Annotated in this window: 15 protein-coding genes; 12 read left to right on the top strand and 3 right to left on the bottom strand. The window is 62.4% G+C overall.

Features of this window, described 5'->3' with window-relative positions; all coding sequences use genetic code 11:
• Window positions 1-167 precede the first annotated feature (167 nt).
• The gene (locus N5P29_RS04760; protein WP_262277508.1) at window positions 168-635 is read left to right on the top strand and encodes a hypothetical protein; all 468 of its coding nucleotides are present in this window, start codon (window positions 168-170) and stop codon (window positions 633-635) included.
• A 20-nt stretch (window positions 636-655) separates the two neighbouring features.
• On the opposite strand, the gene N5P29_RS04755 is transcribed toward N5P29_RS04760, so the two are convergent.
• Window positions 656-2215, bottom strand: coding sequence for a glycoside hydrolase family 32 protein (locus N5P29_RS04755; protein WP_262277507.1), 1560 nt, complete (start codon window positions 2213-2215; stop codon window positions 656-658).
• A gap of 327 nt (window positions 2216-2542) precedes the next feature.
• Here N5P29_RS04755 and N5P29_RS04750 point away from each other — a divergent pair, with 327 nt between their 5' ends.
• From N5P29_RS04750 to N5P29_RS04720, 7 genes are all read left to right on the top strand, one after another.
• Entirely contained in the window at window positions 2543-3979 is a 1437-nt protein-coding gene (locus N5P29_RS04750) for a family 43 glycosylhydrolase (protein WP_262277506.1), read from the top strand.
• A 44-nt stretch (window positions 3980-4023) separates the two neighbouring features.
• Window positions 4024-5361 carry an ABC transporter substrate-binding protein gene (locus tag N5P29_RS04745; RefSeq protein ID WP_262277505.1) on the top strand — a complete coding sequence of 446 codons (1338 nt, stop codon included), beginning with the start codon at window positions 4024-4026 and terminating at the stop codon, window positions 5359-5361.
• 49 nt (window positions 5362-5410) lie between these two features.
• A complete protein-coding gene (locus N5P29_RS04740; RefSeq protein WP_144662821.1) occupies window positions 5411-6292 on the top strand; it encodes a carbohydrate ABC transporter permease in 882 nt (293 codons plus the stop codon).
• The gene (locus N5P29_RS04735; RefSeq protein WP_262277504.1) at window positions 6289-7197 is read left to right on the top strand and encodes a carbohydrate ABC transporter permease; all 909 of its coding nucleotides are present in this window, start codon (window positions 6289-6291) and stop codon (window positions 7195-7197) included. Before N5P29_RS04740 ends, N5P29_RS04735 begins: the two co-directional genes overlap by 4 nt.
• 38 nt (window positions 7198-7235) lie before the next feature.
• Complete coding sequence (locus N5P29_RS04730) at window positions 7236-8309, top strand: LacI family DNA-binding transcriptional regulator (RefSeq protein WP_262277503.1); 1074 nt, start codon at window positions 7236-7238, stop codon at window positions 8307-8309.
• 104 nt (window positions 8310-8413) lie between these two features.
• Window positions 8414-9307, top strand: a complete 894-nt coding sequence (locus N5P29_RS04725; protein ID WP_262277502.1) for a glucose 1-dehydrogenase — start codon at window positions 8414-8416, stop codon at window positions 9305-9307.
• 303 nt (window positions 9308-9610) lie between these two features.
• Window positions 9611-10015, top strand: a complete 405-nt coding sequence (locus N5P29_RS04720) for a response regulator transcription factor (RefSeq protein ID WP_262277501.1) — start codon at window positions 9611-9613, stop codon at window positions 10013-10015.
• A 5-nt stretch (window positions 10016-10020) separates the two neighbouring features.
• Here N5P29_RS04720 and N5P29_RS04715 read toward each other — a convergent pair whose 3' ends face one another.
• On the bottom strand, window positions 10021-10479 hold the full coding sequence (locus N5P29_RS04715) for a Clp protease N-terminal domain-containing protein (RefSeq protein WP_262277500.1): 459 nt from the start codon (window positions 10477-10479) through the stop codon (window positions 10021-10023).
• A gap of 8 nt (window positions 10480-10487) precedes the next feature.
• A complete protein-coding gene (locus N5P29_RS04710) occupies window positions 10488-10691 on the bottom strand; it encodes a helix-turn-helix domain-containing protein (protein ID WP_262277499.1) in 204 nt (67 codons plus the stop codon).
• Between the two features lie 106 nt (window positions 10692-10797).
• Here N5P29_RS04710 and N5P29_RS04705 point away from each other — a divergent pair, with 106 nt between their 5' ends.
• The 4 genes from N5P29_RS04705 (at window position 10798) to N5P29_RS04690 (ending at window position 13657) form a co-directional block, all read left to right on the top strand.
• A complete protein-coding gene (locus tag N5P29_RS04705; RefSeq protein WP_262277498.1) occupies window positions 10798-11514 on the top strand; it encodes a hypothetical protein in 717 nt (238 codons plus the stop codon).
• 4 nt (window positions 11515-11518) lie between these two features.
• Window positions 11519-12019 carry a DUF2306 domain-containing protein gene (locus N5P29_RS04700; RefSeq protein WP_262277497.1) on the top strand — a complete coding sequence of 167 codons (501 nt, stop codon included), beginning with the start codon at window positions 11519-11521 and terminating at the stop codon, window positions 12017-12019.
• Window positions 12020-12579: 560 nt separating this feature from the next.
• A complete protein-coding gene (locus tag N5P29_RS04695) occupies window positions 12580-13041 on the top strand; it encodes a helix-turn-helix domain-containing protein (protein WP_262277496.1) in 462 nt (153 codons plus the stop codon).
• Between the two features lie 7 nt (window positions 13042-13048).
• Window positions 13049-13657, top strand: a complete 609-nt coding sequence (locus N5P29_RS04690) for a PIN domain-containing protein (protein ID WP_262277495.1) — start codon at window positions 13049-13051, stop codon at window positions 13655-13657.
• Window positions 13658-13720: the final 63 nt, after the last annotated feature.

Here is a 13720-nt window from a genome sequence, read left to right as displayed (position 1 = left end):
TCGGGCCGGTTTCCGGCCATTGTCGTGGGTCGTTCCTGGGCCGGGCACCACACGGTTCCTGGACTCTTGAGCGGACCTTGAGGCTACGAAGGATTCTTTCCTGAGGTCCGCTTGGGAGACTTGGAACAACGCAATCCACACCATCGAAACGAAAGTGACGACGAATCATGCACGTCAAGCCCATCCTCTGGCGGGTACCGGCCACCTTTGTGGCCCTCCTGCTCGTGCTGATGGGCTTTTCGATTTCGCCGGCGCACGCCAGATTCAACGACACCGAAAGTGCCGGCATGCCAGTGGCCGCGGCCAAGATCCAGGCGCCCGCAGCCAACACTGTTACCGTGACCAAGAGCTGCGACTCTTTCCTGTGGTTTGGCCAGGCCAAGATCAGCGTCGGCAGCTACACGGCCATTACCTACGCCAACTACTACGAACTCAAGGTCATTGACCCCGATGGCGTGGTGCAGTTCACCGGTGACCTGAGCAAGACGGCCGGCCGGTCCTACAGTTCGGGTGTCCAGAATGCTGCGAGCCTGAGTGGAACGTGGACCTACCAGATCCGTGGTTACTACAAAGTTCCCAACTCCACCAACAGCTGGGCTGGCCTGCCCCTTACCGGTACACTGAACTGCCCCTGAGTGCCGCCGCAGCCGACGCTTCAGATGGGGTTGCCGAACTCCCGGATGGTTATCCCCGTAAAGTTCGCTGGACCGCCGTCGGAATAGAGGGAGATACCCGTATCGCCGTCCGTAAAGTGGACCTGCTGCGAAAGTACTGTGTGCCCCGCATTGACGAACACTTCCACGCTCTGCTTGTCCACGAAGATCCGCAGGTGCACTGAACGGGCACTGGCGTCGATCGGCGCGGCAGCCCGCGTGTAAGGAACCAAGGAGTACCCGTTCAGGTCCGAGGGGCTCCGATCGACGTACACCTCGTTGCCGTACTTACCGATGTTTGTGTGCCGCGCTCCATCTGCGGAGCGCCCTACGGATACTCCAACGTTCGCCGCGGTATCCCAGGCAATATCGAGTTCAAGCTCGTAGGCACGGCCGGTCCATGGCAGGACGTAACTGCCGTTCACGGCCTGGCTGGGAACGGTGGTTGTTGCGGTGACGTATCCGCTGAGCGCGCTGACCGGCGTGCTCAGCAGGGAGTACCAGCCGCCACCCTGCTTCTCCAGGCGAAGCTCCCGCGTGATGGAGTTCTGGCCGTTGTAGCCATCCGTGGCATCGGTCGGGACGTCGCGGGCGGCATACTTCCAGTTGTTCATCCATGCCGTCGCCAGCCGCTTGGTGTCCGGGGCATCCACCGACGGCCAGGTCACCGCGGCGTACCAGTCCCAGCCCCAGTCGAGCCACTGAGGGGTAAGGTTGTCCGCCACGAACGACGTGCCGTTCCACGTTCCCATCCAGTACGCGTAGGTCATGGGCAGCCCAATGCTGTACGCGTCCATGCTCGCTGCGAAAACCCAGTGCCGGGTGCCGTCCCCTGCCGTCATTTCGAACAGGTCGGGACACTCGATACCTCCAAGCGCGTGGTTGGGGTAGTCAAAGTTGGATTTCCACTGCCAGTTCTTGAGGTTCGGTGAGGTATAGAACGCGGCGTACCTTGCGCGTCCGATCACGCACACCCATTCACCGCGCACCGCATCCCAATGAATCTTCGGGTCACGGAACCACTCGGCGTTGTCTATCTCGGCCTGGGTAGTTGCCATCCGGCCGTCCGTATTGACGATCACCGGGTCCGCGAGCGCCGTGAAGGTGTAGCCACCGTCCGCGGACCAGTACAGGTACTGCTCCTGGTACTTGCGGATGCCGTCGGTCGGCTTTGTGGCCAGTACGACGACGGCCCCGGCACCAAAGCCTGCGGTGTTGGCCGTATCCACCACCCCTGATCCGGACCATACGGGGAAGTTCGGTTGGAGCGGCAGGACGGCACCGTGGTGGGCGAACGACACCCCGTCGGTTGTGGTCGCGTGGTCCCAACCGCCTTGGCCGTTGTTGATGCTGGAGTGCAGGTAGTAGAGCTGGTAGGCCCCGTTCGTGTACACCGGTCGCTGGGGGTCGCAGAGCCATCCCGATGGCGGGGTCATATGATAGACCGCCCGCTGAGACCCGGATGCGTGGGCTGGGCTGGTGGCGGCTCCACCCATCAGCAGGGCCAAGGCGCCGGCTCCGGTGCCTTGCAGGATGGTGCGTCGTGAGAATTCGGGCGTCATGAAGTGGTTTCCTCTCAAGCATTCATTGGTTGAGAACGCTATGGCGGCGCGGACACAGCTGCGCATCCGGGCACGCCAAAGTGCGCCATCAAAGGGTGTGGATTACTTCGGCCGTAGGGCTTTCCCGGTGTGTCCGCTCGGCGTCGAGGGGACACGGGTGTGCCGTCGGTAGCAAGGACGTTAGCGGCTTGGGGTTTCGTTGGTCAAGCGTTTTAGCGAGGAAAGTTCCTGTCGAAAATTAACTTTGCTAAAACGCTTGATCAGGTAGTGTGACCTGCGCTACCTTCATGGTGATCAAACGCTTTAGCAGAATGGACATCAGCGCAGATGAATCGCTCAGTCTTCTTCCAACCCGCCGACGGCTGGGTTGGAGACCTTATCCCCTTCGAGAAGGACGGGGAGTTCTGGCTCTTCTACCTCCACGAAGTACGCTCGGATCCCAAACCCGGCACCTCCTGGAACCTCATCACCACCAAGGACCTCGTGCAGTTCGAGGACCACGGCGTGGCACTCCCCCACGGAACCACCGCCGAACCGGACTTCAACGCCTACACGGGCAGCGTCGTCGTCGATGAATCCGGTGTCCACCACCTGTTCTACACCGGTCAGAACCCCCGCAACCTGGGCGCCGACGGCCTCCCCCTCCAACTGGTCATGCACGCCACCAGCACAGACGGGATGCAGAGTTGGACCAAGCACCCGGAACTGACATTCGGCGCTCCGGAAGGCTACGAGTCCGGAGACTGGCGGGATCCGTTCGTCTTCCGCGACGAGGCCAAAGGCCAGTGGCGGATGCTGCTCGCTGCCCGGCATTCAACCGGCCCGGAACGGCGCCGCGGCGTGATCGCCCAGTGCCTGTCCACGGACCTGATGACGTGGGAGTACGCCGAGCCCTTCTGGGATCCGCGCCGCTACATCACCCACGAATGCCCCGACGTTTTCCAGTGGGGCGACTGGTGGTACATGGTGTATTCGGAGTTCTCCGAGTCCTTCACCACCAGGTACAGGATGGCGAAAAGCCCCGATGGCCCGTGGACCGTACCAAACCTGGACAGCATCGATGGCCGCGCCTTCTATGCATCCAAGACAGCTGAACGGGACGGACGGCGATTCTTCTTCGGCTGGATCGCCAGCAAAGAAGGAAACAAGGACCAAGGGCCCTGGCAATGGGCCGGGACCATGTCCGTCCTGGAAGCCCGGCAAAATCCGGACGGCACCCTCGGCTTCTCCTTCGCAGACGAACTGGTGGAGAGCTTCTGGGAAGACGTGCCGGTCTCCCTGGCCGCGGAATTGCCCGCTCGATTGGAGGTGCCCGACGGCTACGCCGCCCTGGTCTCGCAGGAAGAGCTGCCCTCGCAGTTCTGCGCAAAAGCGGTGCTGGACATTGCACCCGACACCACAGAATGCGGACTGCTCCTGCGATCAAGCGAGGACGGCGACCAGTCCTACATCCTGCGCCTGGAGCCCAAGCGGAACCGCCTCGTCTTTGACCGGTGGCCGCGCACGATCACCGGCGAGGCACAGTGGCATGTTTCCGGAGACGTTCCGTTCGACATCGAACTGGAGCGCCCCTGCAACCTCGCCCCCGGCGAGCACAGCCTCGAGGTGATTGTCGACGGCGACACGTGCGTCGCCGTCGTCGACCGCCAGGTTGCGCTCAGCGCCAGAATCTACGACCTGACGACGGGACGGATCGGCGTCTTCGCCGGCGAAGGTTCCGCCACCGTCACCGAACTTGAAATCCGTCAACGCACCGAAAACTAAGCACCCAACCCCAACCTCTGTTCCAATCAAGGGAGATTGCCGCAATGAAAAAACTACTCCGTGCTGCCGCCGTCGCAGCCGCCGCTGCCCTGGCATTGACTGCCTGCGGCGGAGGAGGAAGCGCCGCCAACCCTGCCAACGTCGCTCCGACCGGCGAGATCAAACCACGCGAAATTTCGTGGCTGCTCTCCAGGCCGGCCGACGGGGCAGTCATCAACATCATGAAAAAGCTCGCCGATGACTATGCCAAGGACCACCCGGGCTTCTCGCTGAACCTCATCACCACACCGGACCGTCCCTCCTATATCCAAAAGCTGGAAACACTGGCCGCGGCCAACAAGCTTCCTGAGCTCTTCGACACCGACGCCACACCGTTCGCCCAGCAGTTGGCCAAGCAAGGCAAGATGGTGGACGCCGACAAGCTGCTGAAGTCCTTGAACCTCTACGACAACTACCGTCCGGGCGCCCTGGACTACCAACGCTTCGACGACGGTTCCCTGTTCATGATTCCGTTCCAGTTTGAGCTGGAATTCATTTGGTACAACAAAGCCCTCCTGGAGAAGGCCGGAGTTTCCGTTCCGAAATCGCTCGATGACATCCCGGCCATGTGCACCTCGCTGAGGAATGCCGGGATCACGCCCATCGCCATCGACGGACAGGACCAGTGGCCGCTGGAACGCTACGTTGCCTACCAGCCCTTCCGTGAGGCCGGCCCCGACTTCGTCCAGAAGTTGAAGAAGGGCGAAGCATCGTTCTCCGATGCTCCCGGCCCGAAGACGGTGCAGTGGATGTCTGCGCTCGGCAAGGCCAACTGCTTCCAGGATGGATTCTCCTCGCAAGGGTACTCGGATGCGCAGAACCAGTTCACGTCCGGCCAGGCAGCCATGTACAACATCGGAACGTGGGAGCTGCCGAGCCTTGCCACCGACAAGCTGAACCCGGCTGTCCGGGACAACATCGACTTCTTCACCCTCCCCACCACAGCGGGATCGGTGACGTCGGCCAATGAGTTCGTCTCGCCGTCGGGCATCGGCATGGCCGTGAACTCCAAGACGTACGATCCGCTGGTGAGCGACTTCCTGAAGTTCGCGCTGGAGAAGTACCCCACCGAGTATGCGGCCACCGGCGCGCTGTCACCTACCACCAACGTGCAGACCACCATCCCTGCCAACGCCACGCCGCTCTACAAGAAGGCCCTGGAGACTGCCAACGACCTCGGGGACAAGCAGGCCATGCCATGGGATACGCAGTTGGACCCCACCACCAACGGCAGGCTCCAACAAGAGCTGGTGCTGCTGGTCCAGGGCAACATCACGCCCGAACAGTTCACCACCACGATGAATGACGCCATCAAGCAGAACGCGCCCAAGTTCTTCAAGTAAACGTAGCAGCGGGGGGACCGCAAGGCCCCCCGCCCCGAAAGGCCCTGCCATGCTTCCCAACCGGTCAAGGACATCCGTCCTGGTCTTCCTGCTCCCGCCGTTGCTGCTCTACTGCGCAGCCGTGCTCTTCCCCATCCTGCAGTCGTTGTTCCTCAGCTTCTTCTCCTGGAACGGCATCAGCGACATGGAATTCGTGGGACTCCAGAACTACATCCGCATGCTGACAGCGGACGACATCTTCTGGCGCTCCTTCTTCAATGCCCTGCTCTACCTGGCCATCTGCCTGGTCCTGCAGCTCGGCGGCGCCCTGGTGGTCGCAAGCCTGTTGACCTCCCTGCGCCGCGGCCGCGAGCTCATCAAAACCCTCTATCTGCTGCCGGCGGTGATCTCCACCGTGGCGATTGCATTCCTGTTTGTCCGCATCTATTCGATCGATCCCGTGGGACTGCTGAACCAGCTCCTGAACTGGATTGGGCTCGGCTCCCTTGAACGCGCCTGGCTTTCGGACGTCAACACAGTGCTCGCCGCTGTTTCCGCTCCCGAAGGATGGCGGTTCACCGGGCTCTACATGCTGATCATCTACGCCGCACTCATTGCCGTGCCCAAGGAACTGGAAGAAGCCGCTGTCCTTGACGGTGCGTCGAAGTGGACCCTCTTCACCAAGATCCGCTTCCCCTACATCCGTCCCGTCTGGATCACCACCACCATCATGGCCACCACCTACGGCCTGCGCGGATTCGACATCCCCTACCTCATGACCAACGGCGGCCCCGGACAATCCTCCGAGCTGCTTACCACCTACATGTACAAGACGGCATTCACCAGCACGGACTTCGGGTACGCAAGCACCATCTCCGTGTTCATAGTGATCGAGTGCCTCGTCGCCGTCGGCCTCATTCTTTTCATGCTCAAGCGGAAGGCAGACTCATGATCGCCCAGACAGCTCCGGCCACCCACACTCCGGCGGTCCCGCCGTCGGCGCGGCCCGTGGCAAAGCGGCGACGCCGCAAGCCGAGCCTGTACCGGACGCTTTCGCGGGTCCTGATCATGCTCATCGTGATCGTCCAGGTTTACCCGTTGGCCTGGCTCTTCCTCACCAGCCTGCGCACCGAGCACGACTTTGCCACCGGAGACCCCTTCGCCCTGCCAAGTTCGCTGACGTGGGAGAACTACGCGCGGGCCTTTGAAACCGGCGATCTTGGCCGGAACATCCTGAACAGCTTCATTGTGACCATGGGCGCCAATCTGCTGATTGTCCTGTTCGGCATGATGGCCGCCTATGCCCTGCAGGTCCTTGGCTTCCGTTTCAGCAGGTTTGTGCGGGGGCTGTTCATGGTGGGCATCATCGTTCCCGTCCAGATCGCCCTTGTTCCCCTCTTCATTGATTACTCCACGGTGAACCTCCTGGACACTTACCAGTCCATGATCATTCCTTTGGCCGGCTTCGCCCTGCCCATGTCCATCTACCTGTTCTCGTCCTTCTTTGAGTACATTCCCCGCGAAACCTACGAGGCTGCCTCCCTGGACGGTGCCGGGCCCTACCGGATCTTCGGACTGATTACTCTGCCGCTGTCCCTGAACACCGTGGTCACCGTGGTCCTGGTCAACAGCATCTTCATCTGGAACGACTTCATTTTCGCCAACACCTTTGTTCTCTCCGAAGAGCTCAAGACCATCCCCCTGGGCCTGCAGAACTACATCGGCGCCATGGGCAAGGTGGACTGGACGGCGACGTTCGCTGCAGTCTGCGTCACCATCACGCCGCTGCTGCTGGTTTTCCTGGTGTTGAACAAGGCCATGATCCAGGGCCTCGAAAGCGGGGCGACAAAGGGATGACGGTCACGGCAGGTGGATATACTCCTGATGGAGGACAGATGATTTCGCAGGAGAAAAATTCAGGCAGCGCGGCCGATGTTCCATTCACCACCGACCGCGTACATCCGGTCACCCTCCGCGAAGTTGCTGAAGCAGCCGGTGTTTCAACCGCCACAGTCTCCCTGGTGATCAACAAAAAGAAGAATGCCCGCATCGCGGACGAGACGCGGCGGCGCGTCCAGGAGGCCATCCGGCGCCTGGGGTACCGGCCCAATGCCATGGCCAAGAACCTGGTCAGCGGAACCTCGAAATTCATCGGGCTCGTGGCGGACGGGGTTGCAACCACCCCCTTCGCCGGCCAGATCATCCACGGCGCGCAGGACGAGGCGTGGAAGCACGGCTATGCCCTCCTGATCGCCAACACCGAGGGCAACGTGGACCTTGAAAAAGACGCCATCGCCATGATGCTCGAGTACAAGGTCCGGGGCATCCTGTACTCCACGTGGTTCCACCGGGCCACGGAGGTTCCGGAAACGCTGCGGGAGTCGGACTTTGTGCTGGTGAACTGCTTTTCGCCCGATTCCTTGACCTCCCGGGCCGTAGTGCCGGACGAGGCACAAGGCGGGAAGTCGGCCACGGAAATCCTGCTGCGCGGCGGGCATCGTCGCATCGCCTTCATCAACACCACGACACCCGCGCCGGCCAAGGACGGGCGGCTTCAGGGTTACATGGACGCGTTGGCGGCTGAAGGAATTGCGTTCGATCCCGGGCTGGTGCTGGAGGCTTACCCGGACCAGGAAGGTGGCTACGGCGCTACGGAGGAGCTGCTCAAGCTCAACGTTTCCGCCGTCTACTGCTACAACGACCGCATGGCCATGGGGCTTTACGACGGTCTCCGGGAGCACGGGCTCGCCATCCCCGACGACATCGCCGTCGTGGGCTTCGATAACCAGGAGGTCATCGCTGCCCACCTACGTCCTCCTTTGTCCACAGTGTCCCTCCCCCACTACGAACTTGGCGCGGCAGGGGTACGCCTTTTGCTGGGCCTGGACCAGGCAAGCGGCGATGGTCCGGTGAAAATTGAGTGCCCGGCAGTTGAGCGGGCCTCGGTGGCAGTGCACTCGGCTGCTTGATACCGGGTCCATCGGGTTTGGCAGAGACGCCTCCACCTGTCTAGGCTGGAAATCATAAGCTTACTTAGCTTTGTGTTCCATGCCTAAGCAACCGGAGGACCACCATGACTGACCAGTACACCTTCCGCAACCCAGTCACTGCCTACGAGCAGATCTCCCCGCCAAAGCAACACCAGCCCGAACCGGGCCTCGACGCGGAGCTCACACCCAAGGCGGACCTCGGCGAGGAAAGCTACCGCGGGACCGGACGGCTCGAGGGCCGCAAGGCGATCGTCACCGGAGCCGACTCCGGAATCGGCGCAGCCACCGCCATCGCCTTCGCACGCGAGGGTGCCGACGTCGTGCTTTCCTACCTTCCGGAAGAAGAAGAGGACGCAGCGCGGATCGCGGGACTTATCGAGGCCGCAGGCCGCAAGGCCGTGAAGGTTCCGGGCGACCTCAAGGACTCCGCAACCTGCCAGGAAGTGGTGGACACCGCCGTCGAGGCCTTTGGCAGCGTGGACATCCTGGTCAACAACGCCGGCAAGCAGGTGGCCCAGGAAGACCTGGCCGACATCACCGATGAACAGTTCGACCACACGCAGAAGACCAACGTGTACGCGATGTTCTGGTTGACGAAAGCCGCGCTTCCCCACATGCCCGCCGGCTCCACGATCATCAACACCACCTCCATCCAGGCGTACAACCCGTCGCCCACCTTGGTGGATTACGCCACTACCAAGGCGAGCATCAACAACTTCACCAAGGGGCTCGCGCAGCAGCTCGCGCCAAAGGGCATCCGCGTCAACGCCGTGGCGCCGGGCCCCATCTGGACCCCGCTGCAGGTCAGCAGTGGCCAGCCCAAGGAGGAACTGCCCGAGTTCGGCCAGTCCACTCCCCTGGGCCGCGCAGGACAGCCGGCAGAACTGGCGCCCGCCTATGTCTTCCTGGCGTCGCCGGAGTCCAGCTATGTCGTGGGAGAGACGTTGAACGTCAACGGCGGCAGCCCCACGCCGTAGCGCGACACAACAGAAGTACGACGGCGACGCCTCCACGCGCGGGGGCGTCGCCGTCGTCGTAATGCCCTCGCGTCAGGGCCGGACAGCACTTGGGGGAAGTGCGTCCGGCCCTGCGCCGCGGATCCCTTGGGCAGCACCGGCCGACGAGGGGGGTCATGGGCCGTTGCAAGGATCCGCTGGATTCAGTAAAGGCGCGGCGGCGGCCAAAGACACGAGTAATCGGTACTCGCTTTTTGACACTCTCGACGTTCGAGCTACTTGCTTGCCCCGGAAGCCCTACACTAGGGCTGGAAGGGGGTGCATATGGTTTCACGGGGCATCTGCGTGGTCATCGAAGATGACCACGACATCCGCGACCTCATCGGCCTGATTTTGAGCGCCGAAGGCTTCGAGGTCCACTCGTTCGAAACGGGAACCGAAGGCGTAATGGCTGCCGAGCGGCTGAACCCCACCCTGATTACCCTGGATCTCGGCCTTCCGGACATGGATGGCCGCGAGGCGGCAAAGCTGGTCGCCGCCGTAACCCCGGCGCCGATCCTGATGATTACGGCGTTCGCCGAGCGGGAGGATGAACTCCAGGGCATGGCGTCCGGGGCAGCTGCCTACCTGATCAAGCCATTCCGGCCCCAGCAGCTCCGGGAAGCCGCACTGGAACTCGCTCCCCTCGAGCTGACTCCCACCCCGCTGGCTCCAGTCCCGCTGGTGTAGTCCGGCTACTTGGACATCATGCGGTCGCGAGCGGCCGCGCGATCCACCCTGAGTTCCTGGAGCAGGGCGGTCACGGGGTCGTGCTCCCCCCTCTCCAGCAGCGAAACCACAAGGCTCGACGACGTGATCTTCCTGGCTTTCTGGTCCACCGCGGATTTCAGCATCGCAGCCATGACTTCCTTGGCGCCGGAACTGAAGGGCGGCTTCCTTCCACGGGTTGGCATCGCAGCCCGGGTCAGGTCTTTGCTGTCGAATCCGATGGCCTTCAACGCAGCGGCGTCCAATCGCGCCGCCGCCTTCCGGGCATCCTCCAGCGAGACTCCCAGAGCCTCGGACGGACCACGTTCGTGAAGGGCGCCCAGCAGCAGGTGCTCCGTTCCCATCCTCTTGTCGCCCAGACTGCGTGCCTCCTCCATGGCATAGCCGACGATCCGGCGGGTGTCGTGCGTAAATTGCTCAAACATGGCTCAACTCATTCCCTGTACTTGGCGTGCACCGATTGCCGGGAAACGCCCAACGCGTCACCGATCTGCTCCCACGTCCAGCCCTGTTCGCGGGCAGCCCGCACATGGACGGCCTCGACCTGTTCACCCAGGCGATGAAGGGCGCCCACGGCCCGCAATCCGACGGCGGGGCTGGTGGAGTGGATCTGCTCGGACAGTTCATCGGCTTCCATACCCGTCAGGCTAGACTGACGGAACTTGGCTGTCAATACAGACTGACAGACTCACGTGGCATTCACAGCCTGCCGTCACAGCTAGACTCATCACCAGAAGGACGGATTGGGGGATCCATACGACGCGAAATCGTCGTTCCGCTGGTCGGTCGAAACCAGCGAGCAAAGGACAACTGTGGCCTTCTTCCAGGATTTCCCCCTCCCAACGCAGCCACAACGTGGCCGCCAGGTCCGGTACGTTCCACCGCCCTGGTCCGGCGCACCCCGCTACGAGCTCCCCGCATTGGTCCAGGTGGGCCAGTTCCTGCACTACAGCCCGAGTCGCGTGATCGCCGTCAAGAGCGTCGAGGTCTTCTCGACGGGCTGCAACATCGACCTGACCTGGATCCTCCGCCGGGTCGCAGAGACCGACGAAGAGTGGGAAGCGTTCAACGGGGTGTTCTTCCAGCACGGATTCCGGCCGAAAGCCGGCCAGAACCTGCTGGATGTGCTGTTTCTGTTCGGCGTCGAACTCCCTGACGGTTCCCGCGCCTTCACCGGGGCTCACGGAGGTAACCGGTACATGGACCCGTCCCAGCAACCCACGGCTCCCGTCCTGACCTTCAACGGCGGTGGTGGCAGCGGCGGGGATGACGAACTGGCAGGCTCGGGATCGCTCTGGCTGTGGCCCCTCCCTGAAGCCGGCGACCTCCGGCTGGTCACGCAATGGCCAGCCCTCGGCATCGATGAAAGCTCCCTGATTCTCGACGGCGGACAGCTGCGGGCCGCGGCGGCGGGGGCCAAGGCGTTCTGGACTGACGATTCCGCGGGATCCCAGGGCTGAACCCATGGCACCGTGGACCGTGCTTATTGCCGTGCATGCCATCACCGCAGGCTACGCGCTGATCTTTGGCGCTGTTAACCTGCTTCGCCGCAACAAGGGCACATCAGCCCACAAGATCCTGGGCCGGATCTGGGCAGTGAGCATGTACGTAGTGGTGCTCAGCTCCTTCGGGATCCGGACCATCGACGGCGGATTCAACTGGCTGCATGCCCTCTCCGCGCTGACGTTCTGCACCCTCACCCTCGGCTTGTGGGCGGTGCGCAAAGGCAACATAGCGTCCCACCAGCGATTCATGACGGGCAGCTATTTCGGGCTCGTCGGTGCGTTCATCGGCGTCGTCGCCGTACCCGAAAGGCGCTTGCCGCAGATGGCCGTCCACGACATCGCTGGACTCGCCCTCTGGGTTGCCGCGCTGGCGCTCACTGCCGGACTGACTGTTGCAGGTCTGGCGCAGCTGCGCGGGACAGCCGATGGCGTTCTCCAGTCCCGCAAGTCCGACGCCTAGCTTCCTGAAAGCCGTTGCGACGAGCGTCGCGGTTTTGAGAACAAGCAGGCCGGATATACTCATTTCCCTTCATTATGAGAAAACTGCCTCTCAGTCTTCTCAAAGGAACCAGGGGACTCCAAGAAGGACCGGGAGCCAGTAAGAGGGTGGACGGATCCACGCAGCCCGGTTGCCACCCGCCGGGTCTACCTCCGGACGTGCTGCGTCCGCATGATCGTGCTTGTTTGAAGCGTTATAACCCAAGTCAGGTTTTTCCGGCCATGGTTATTTGACAACTCAACATGATCGGCAGCCGGGAGGACGGGCCGGCCGTATGCGTAGTGCACCGCACCGAACCGATCGGCATCCTGGCGTCGACGACCCGTCAAGACGAGCACGGCATCGTCTGGGGGCATTCCTGCGGACCGGCCAACTCCGGGGCCGCCTGCCGGGCTCTTGGAGAAGCTCGGACTCCGAGCCTGCCGCTGTCGCTGCCGCCGCGAGGGACTTCCTATGAACAAGAGCCTGCAGCCATCCTCCTATCGCTTGTGTGTTCGAATTTTTCGATTATCCTCAAAGGTATGACTGCAATCATGCCGGACCACACTGTCCTACCTCCCGTGAACGAAGACGTGTTGCCTGCTGTCGCAGAAGCACTGCACCGCAATGACCACGCTGCACTGGTGACGGGCGATGGTTCCACCCTGGCACTGCCGGCCGAGGTGTACGAGGCATTGCGCGACGTCGTGACGGCGATGGCCGGCGGCCAGGCCATCACTATCGCACCTCACAACACCGTGCTGACGACCCAGGAAGCGGCTGATCTGCTCAATATGTCCCGCCCCACCCTGGTACGCCTACTCGAAGCCGGGGAGATCCCATTCACGCAGCCCGGCCGACACCGCCGCGTCTATCTGGCGGACGTGCTGACTTATCAACAGCGGCTTCGAGAAACGCGACGGGAAACCTTGGACACCATGACCAGGGATGCCGCGGAAGATGATTCCTACGCCAAGCTGAACACCTTCATCGAAACCCGCTGAAGCGCCCATGGCCTTCAGAGTACTTATCGACGCGTGCGTTCTGCTGCCCTATCAGCTCTGCGACCTGCTCCTTCGCCTCGGCGAAACGGACATTTACCAGCCGCTATGGTCCGACCAGATCCTGGAAGAAGTTGAACGCAACCTGGTCACATCCTTGGGCCGGACGGAGCAGCAGGCCGCCCGCCGTGTAGGGCAGATGCGAAAAGTCTTCCCGCACGCAACCGTGAGCGGATATGAGGCTCTGGTCCCGGCCATGACAAACGATCCCAAGGACCGCCATGTGCTGGCCGCAGCCATCCACGGACAAGCCGCACTCATCGTCACGGCGAACCTCAAGGATTTCCCAGCCGAGGCTTTGGCGCCCTATGGCATCGAGGCGGTGAACCCGGACGAGTTTCTGCTGGACCAGCTCGACCTCTACCCGCAACAAACAAACCGATGTCTGCAACAGCAGCGAGCCGCCTACAGGAACCCGAGCTTCACCCGGTCCGAGTTCTATAACAGTCTCAGCCAGACAGCACCACAGTTTGCTGATGCCGCTCAGGAATCAGAAGGAGCGGGCGTTTATCTGGAGTTTGTTGCGGGCACCGCGCACGGAACGGTCCCGGGTGGGTGATCACTGGTGCGAGGGGCACGGTCGGCCACCTCAGGGGTCAGCTTGAGGGCCCGGACAAGTGGT

The organism is Paenarthrobacter sp. JL.01a (assembly GCF_025452095.1).
Lineage (GTDB): Bacteria > Actinomycetota > Actinomycetes > Actinomycetales > Micrococcaceae > Arthrobacter.
Note: the sequence above shows the minus strand (reverse complement) of the source record. Positions and strands in the feature narration are given on the sequence as shown.

Bases quoted from the DNA above. Each gene is read 5' to 3' on its own strand.
- N5P29_RS04760 (WP_262277508.1), top strand. From the start codon at position 168: ATGCACGTCAAGCCCATCCTCTGGCGGGTACCGGCCACCTTTGTGGCC.
- N5P29_RS04755 (WP_262277507.1), bottom strand. From the start codon at position 2,215: ATGACGCCCGAATTCTCACGACGCACCATCCTGCAAGGCACCGGAGCC.
- N5P29_RS04750 (WP_262277506.1), top strand. From the start codon at position 2,543: ATGAATCGCTCAGTCTTCTTCCAACCCGCCGACGGCTGGGTTGGAGAC.
- N5P29_RS04745 (WP_262277505.1), top strand. From the start codon at position 4,024: ATGAAAAAACTACTCCGTGCTGCCGCCGTCGCAGCCGCCGCTGCCCTG.
- N5P29_RS04740 (WP_144662821.1), top strand. From the start codon at position 5,411: ATGCTTCCCAACCGGTCAAGGACATCCGTCCTGGTCTTCCTGCTCCCG.
- N5P29_RS04735 (WP_262277504.1), top strand. From the start codon at position 6,289: ATGATCGCCCAGACAGCTCCGGCCACCCACACTCCGGCGGTCCCGCCG.
- N5P29_RS04730 (WP_262277503.1), top strand. From the start codon at position 7,236: ATGATTTCGCAGGAGAAAAATTCAGGCAGCGCGGCCGATGTTCCATTC.
- N5P29_RS04725 (WP_262277502.1), top strand. From the start codon at position 8,414: ATGACTGACCAGTACACCTTCCGCAACCCAGTCACTGCCTACGAGCAG.
- N5P29_RS04720 (WP_262277501.1), top strand. From the start codon at position 9,611: ATGGTTTCACGGGGCATCTGCGTGGTCATCGAAGATGACCACGACATC.
- N5P29_RS04715 (WP_262277500.1), bottom strand. From the start codon at position 10,479: ATGTTTGAGCAATTTACGCACGACACCCGCCGGATCGTCGGCTATGCC.
- N5P29_RS04710 (WP_262277499.1), bottom strand. From the start codon at position 10,691: ATGGAAGCCGATGAACTGTCCGAGCAGATCCACTCCACCAGCCCCGCC.
- N5P29_RS04700 (WP_262277497.1), top strand. From the start codon at position 11,519: ATGGCACCGTGGACCGTGCTTATTGCCGTGCATGCCATCACCGCAGGC.
- N5P29_RS04695 (WP_262277496.1), top strand. From the start codon at position 12,580: ATGACTGCAATCATGCCGGACCACACTGTCCTACCTCCCGTGAACGAA.
- N5P29_RS04690 (WP_262277495.1), top strand. From the start codon at position 13,049: ATGGCCTTCAGAGTACTTATCGACGCGTGCGTTCTGCTGCCCTATCAG.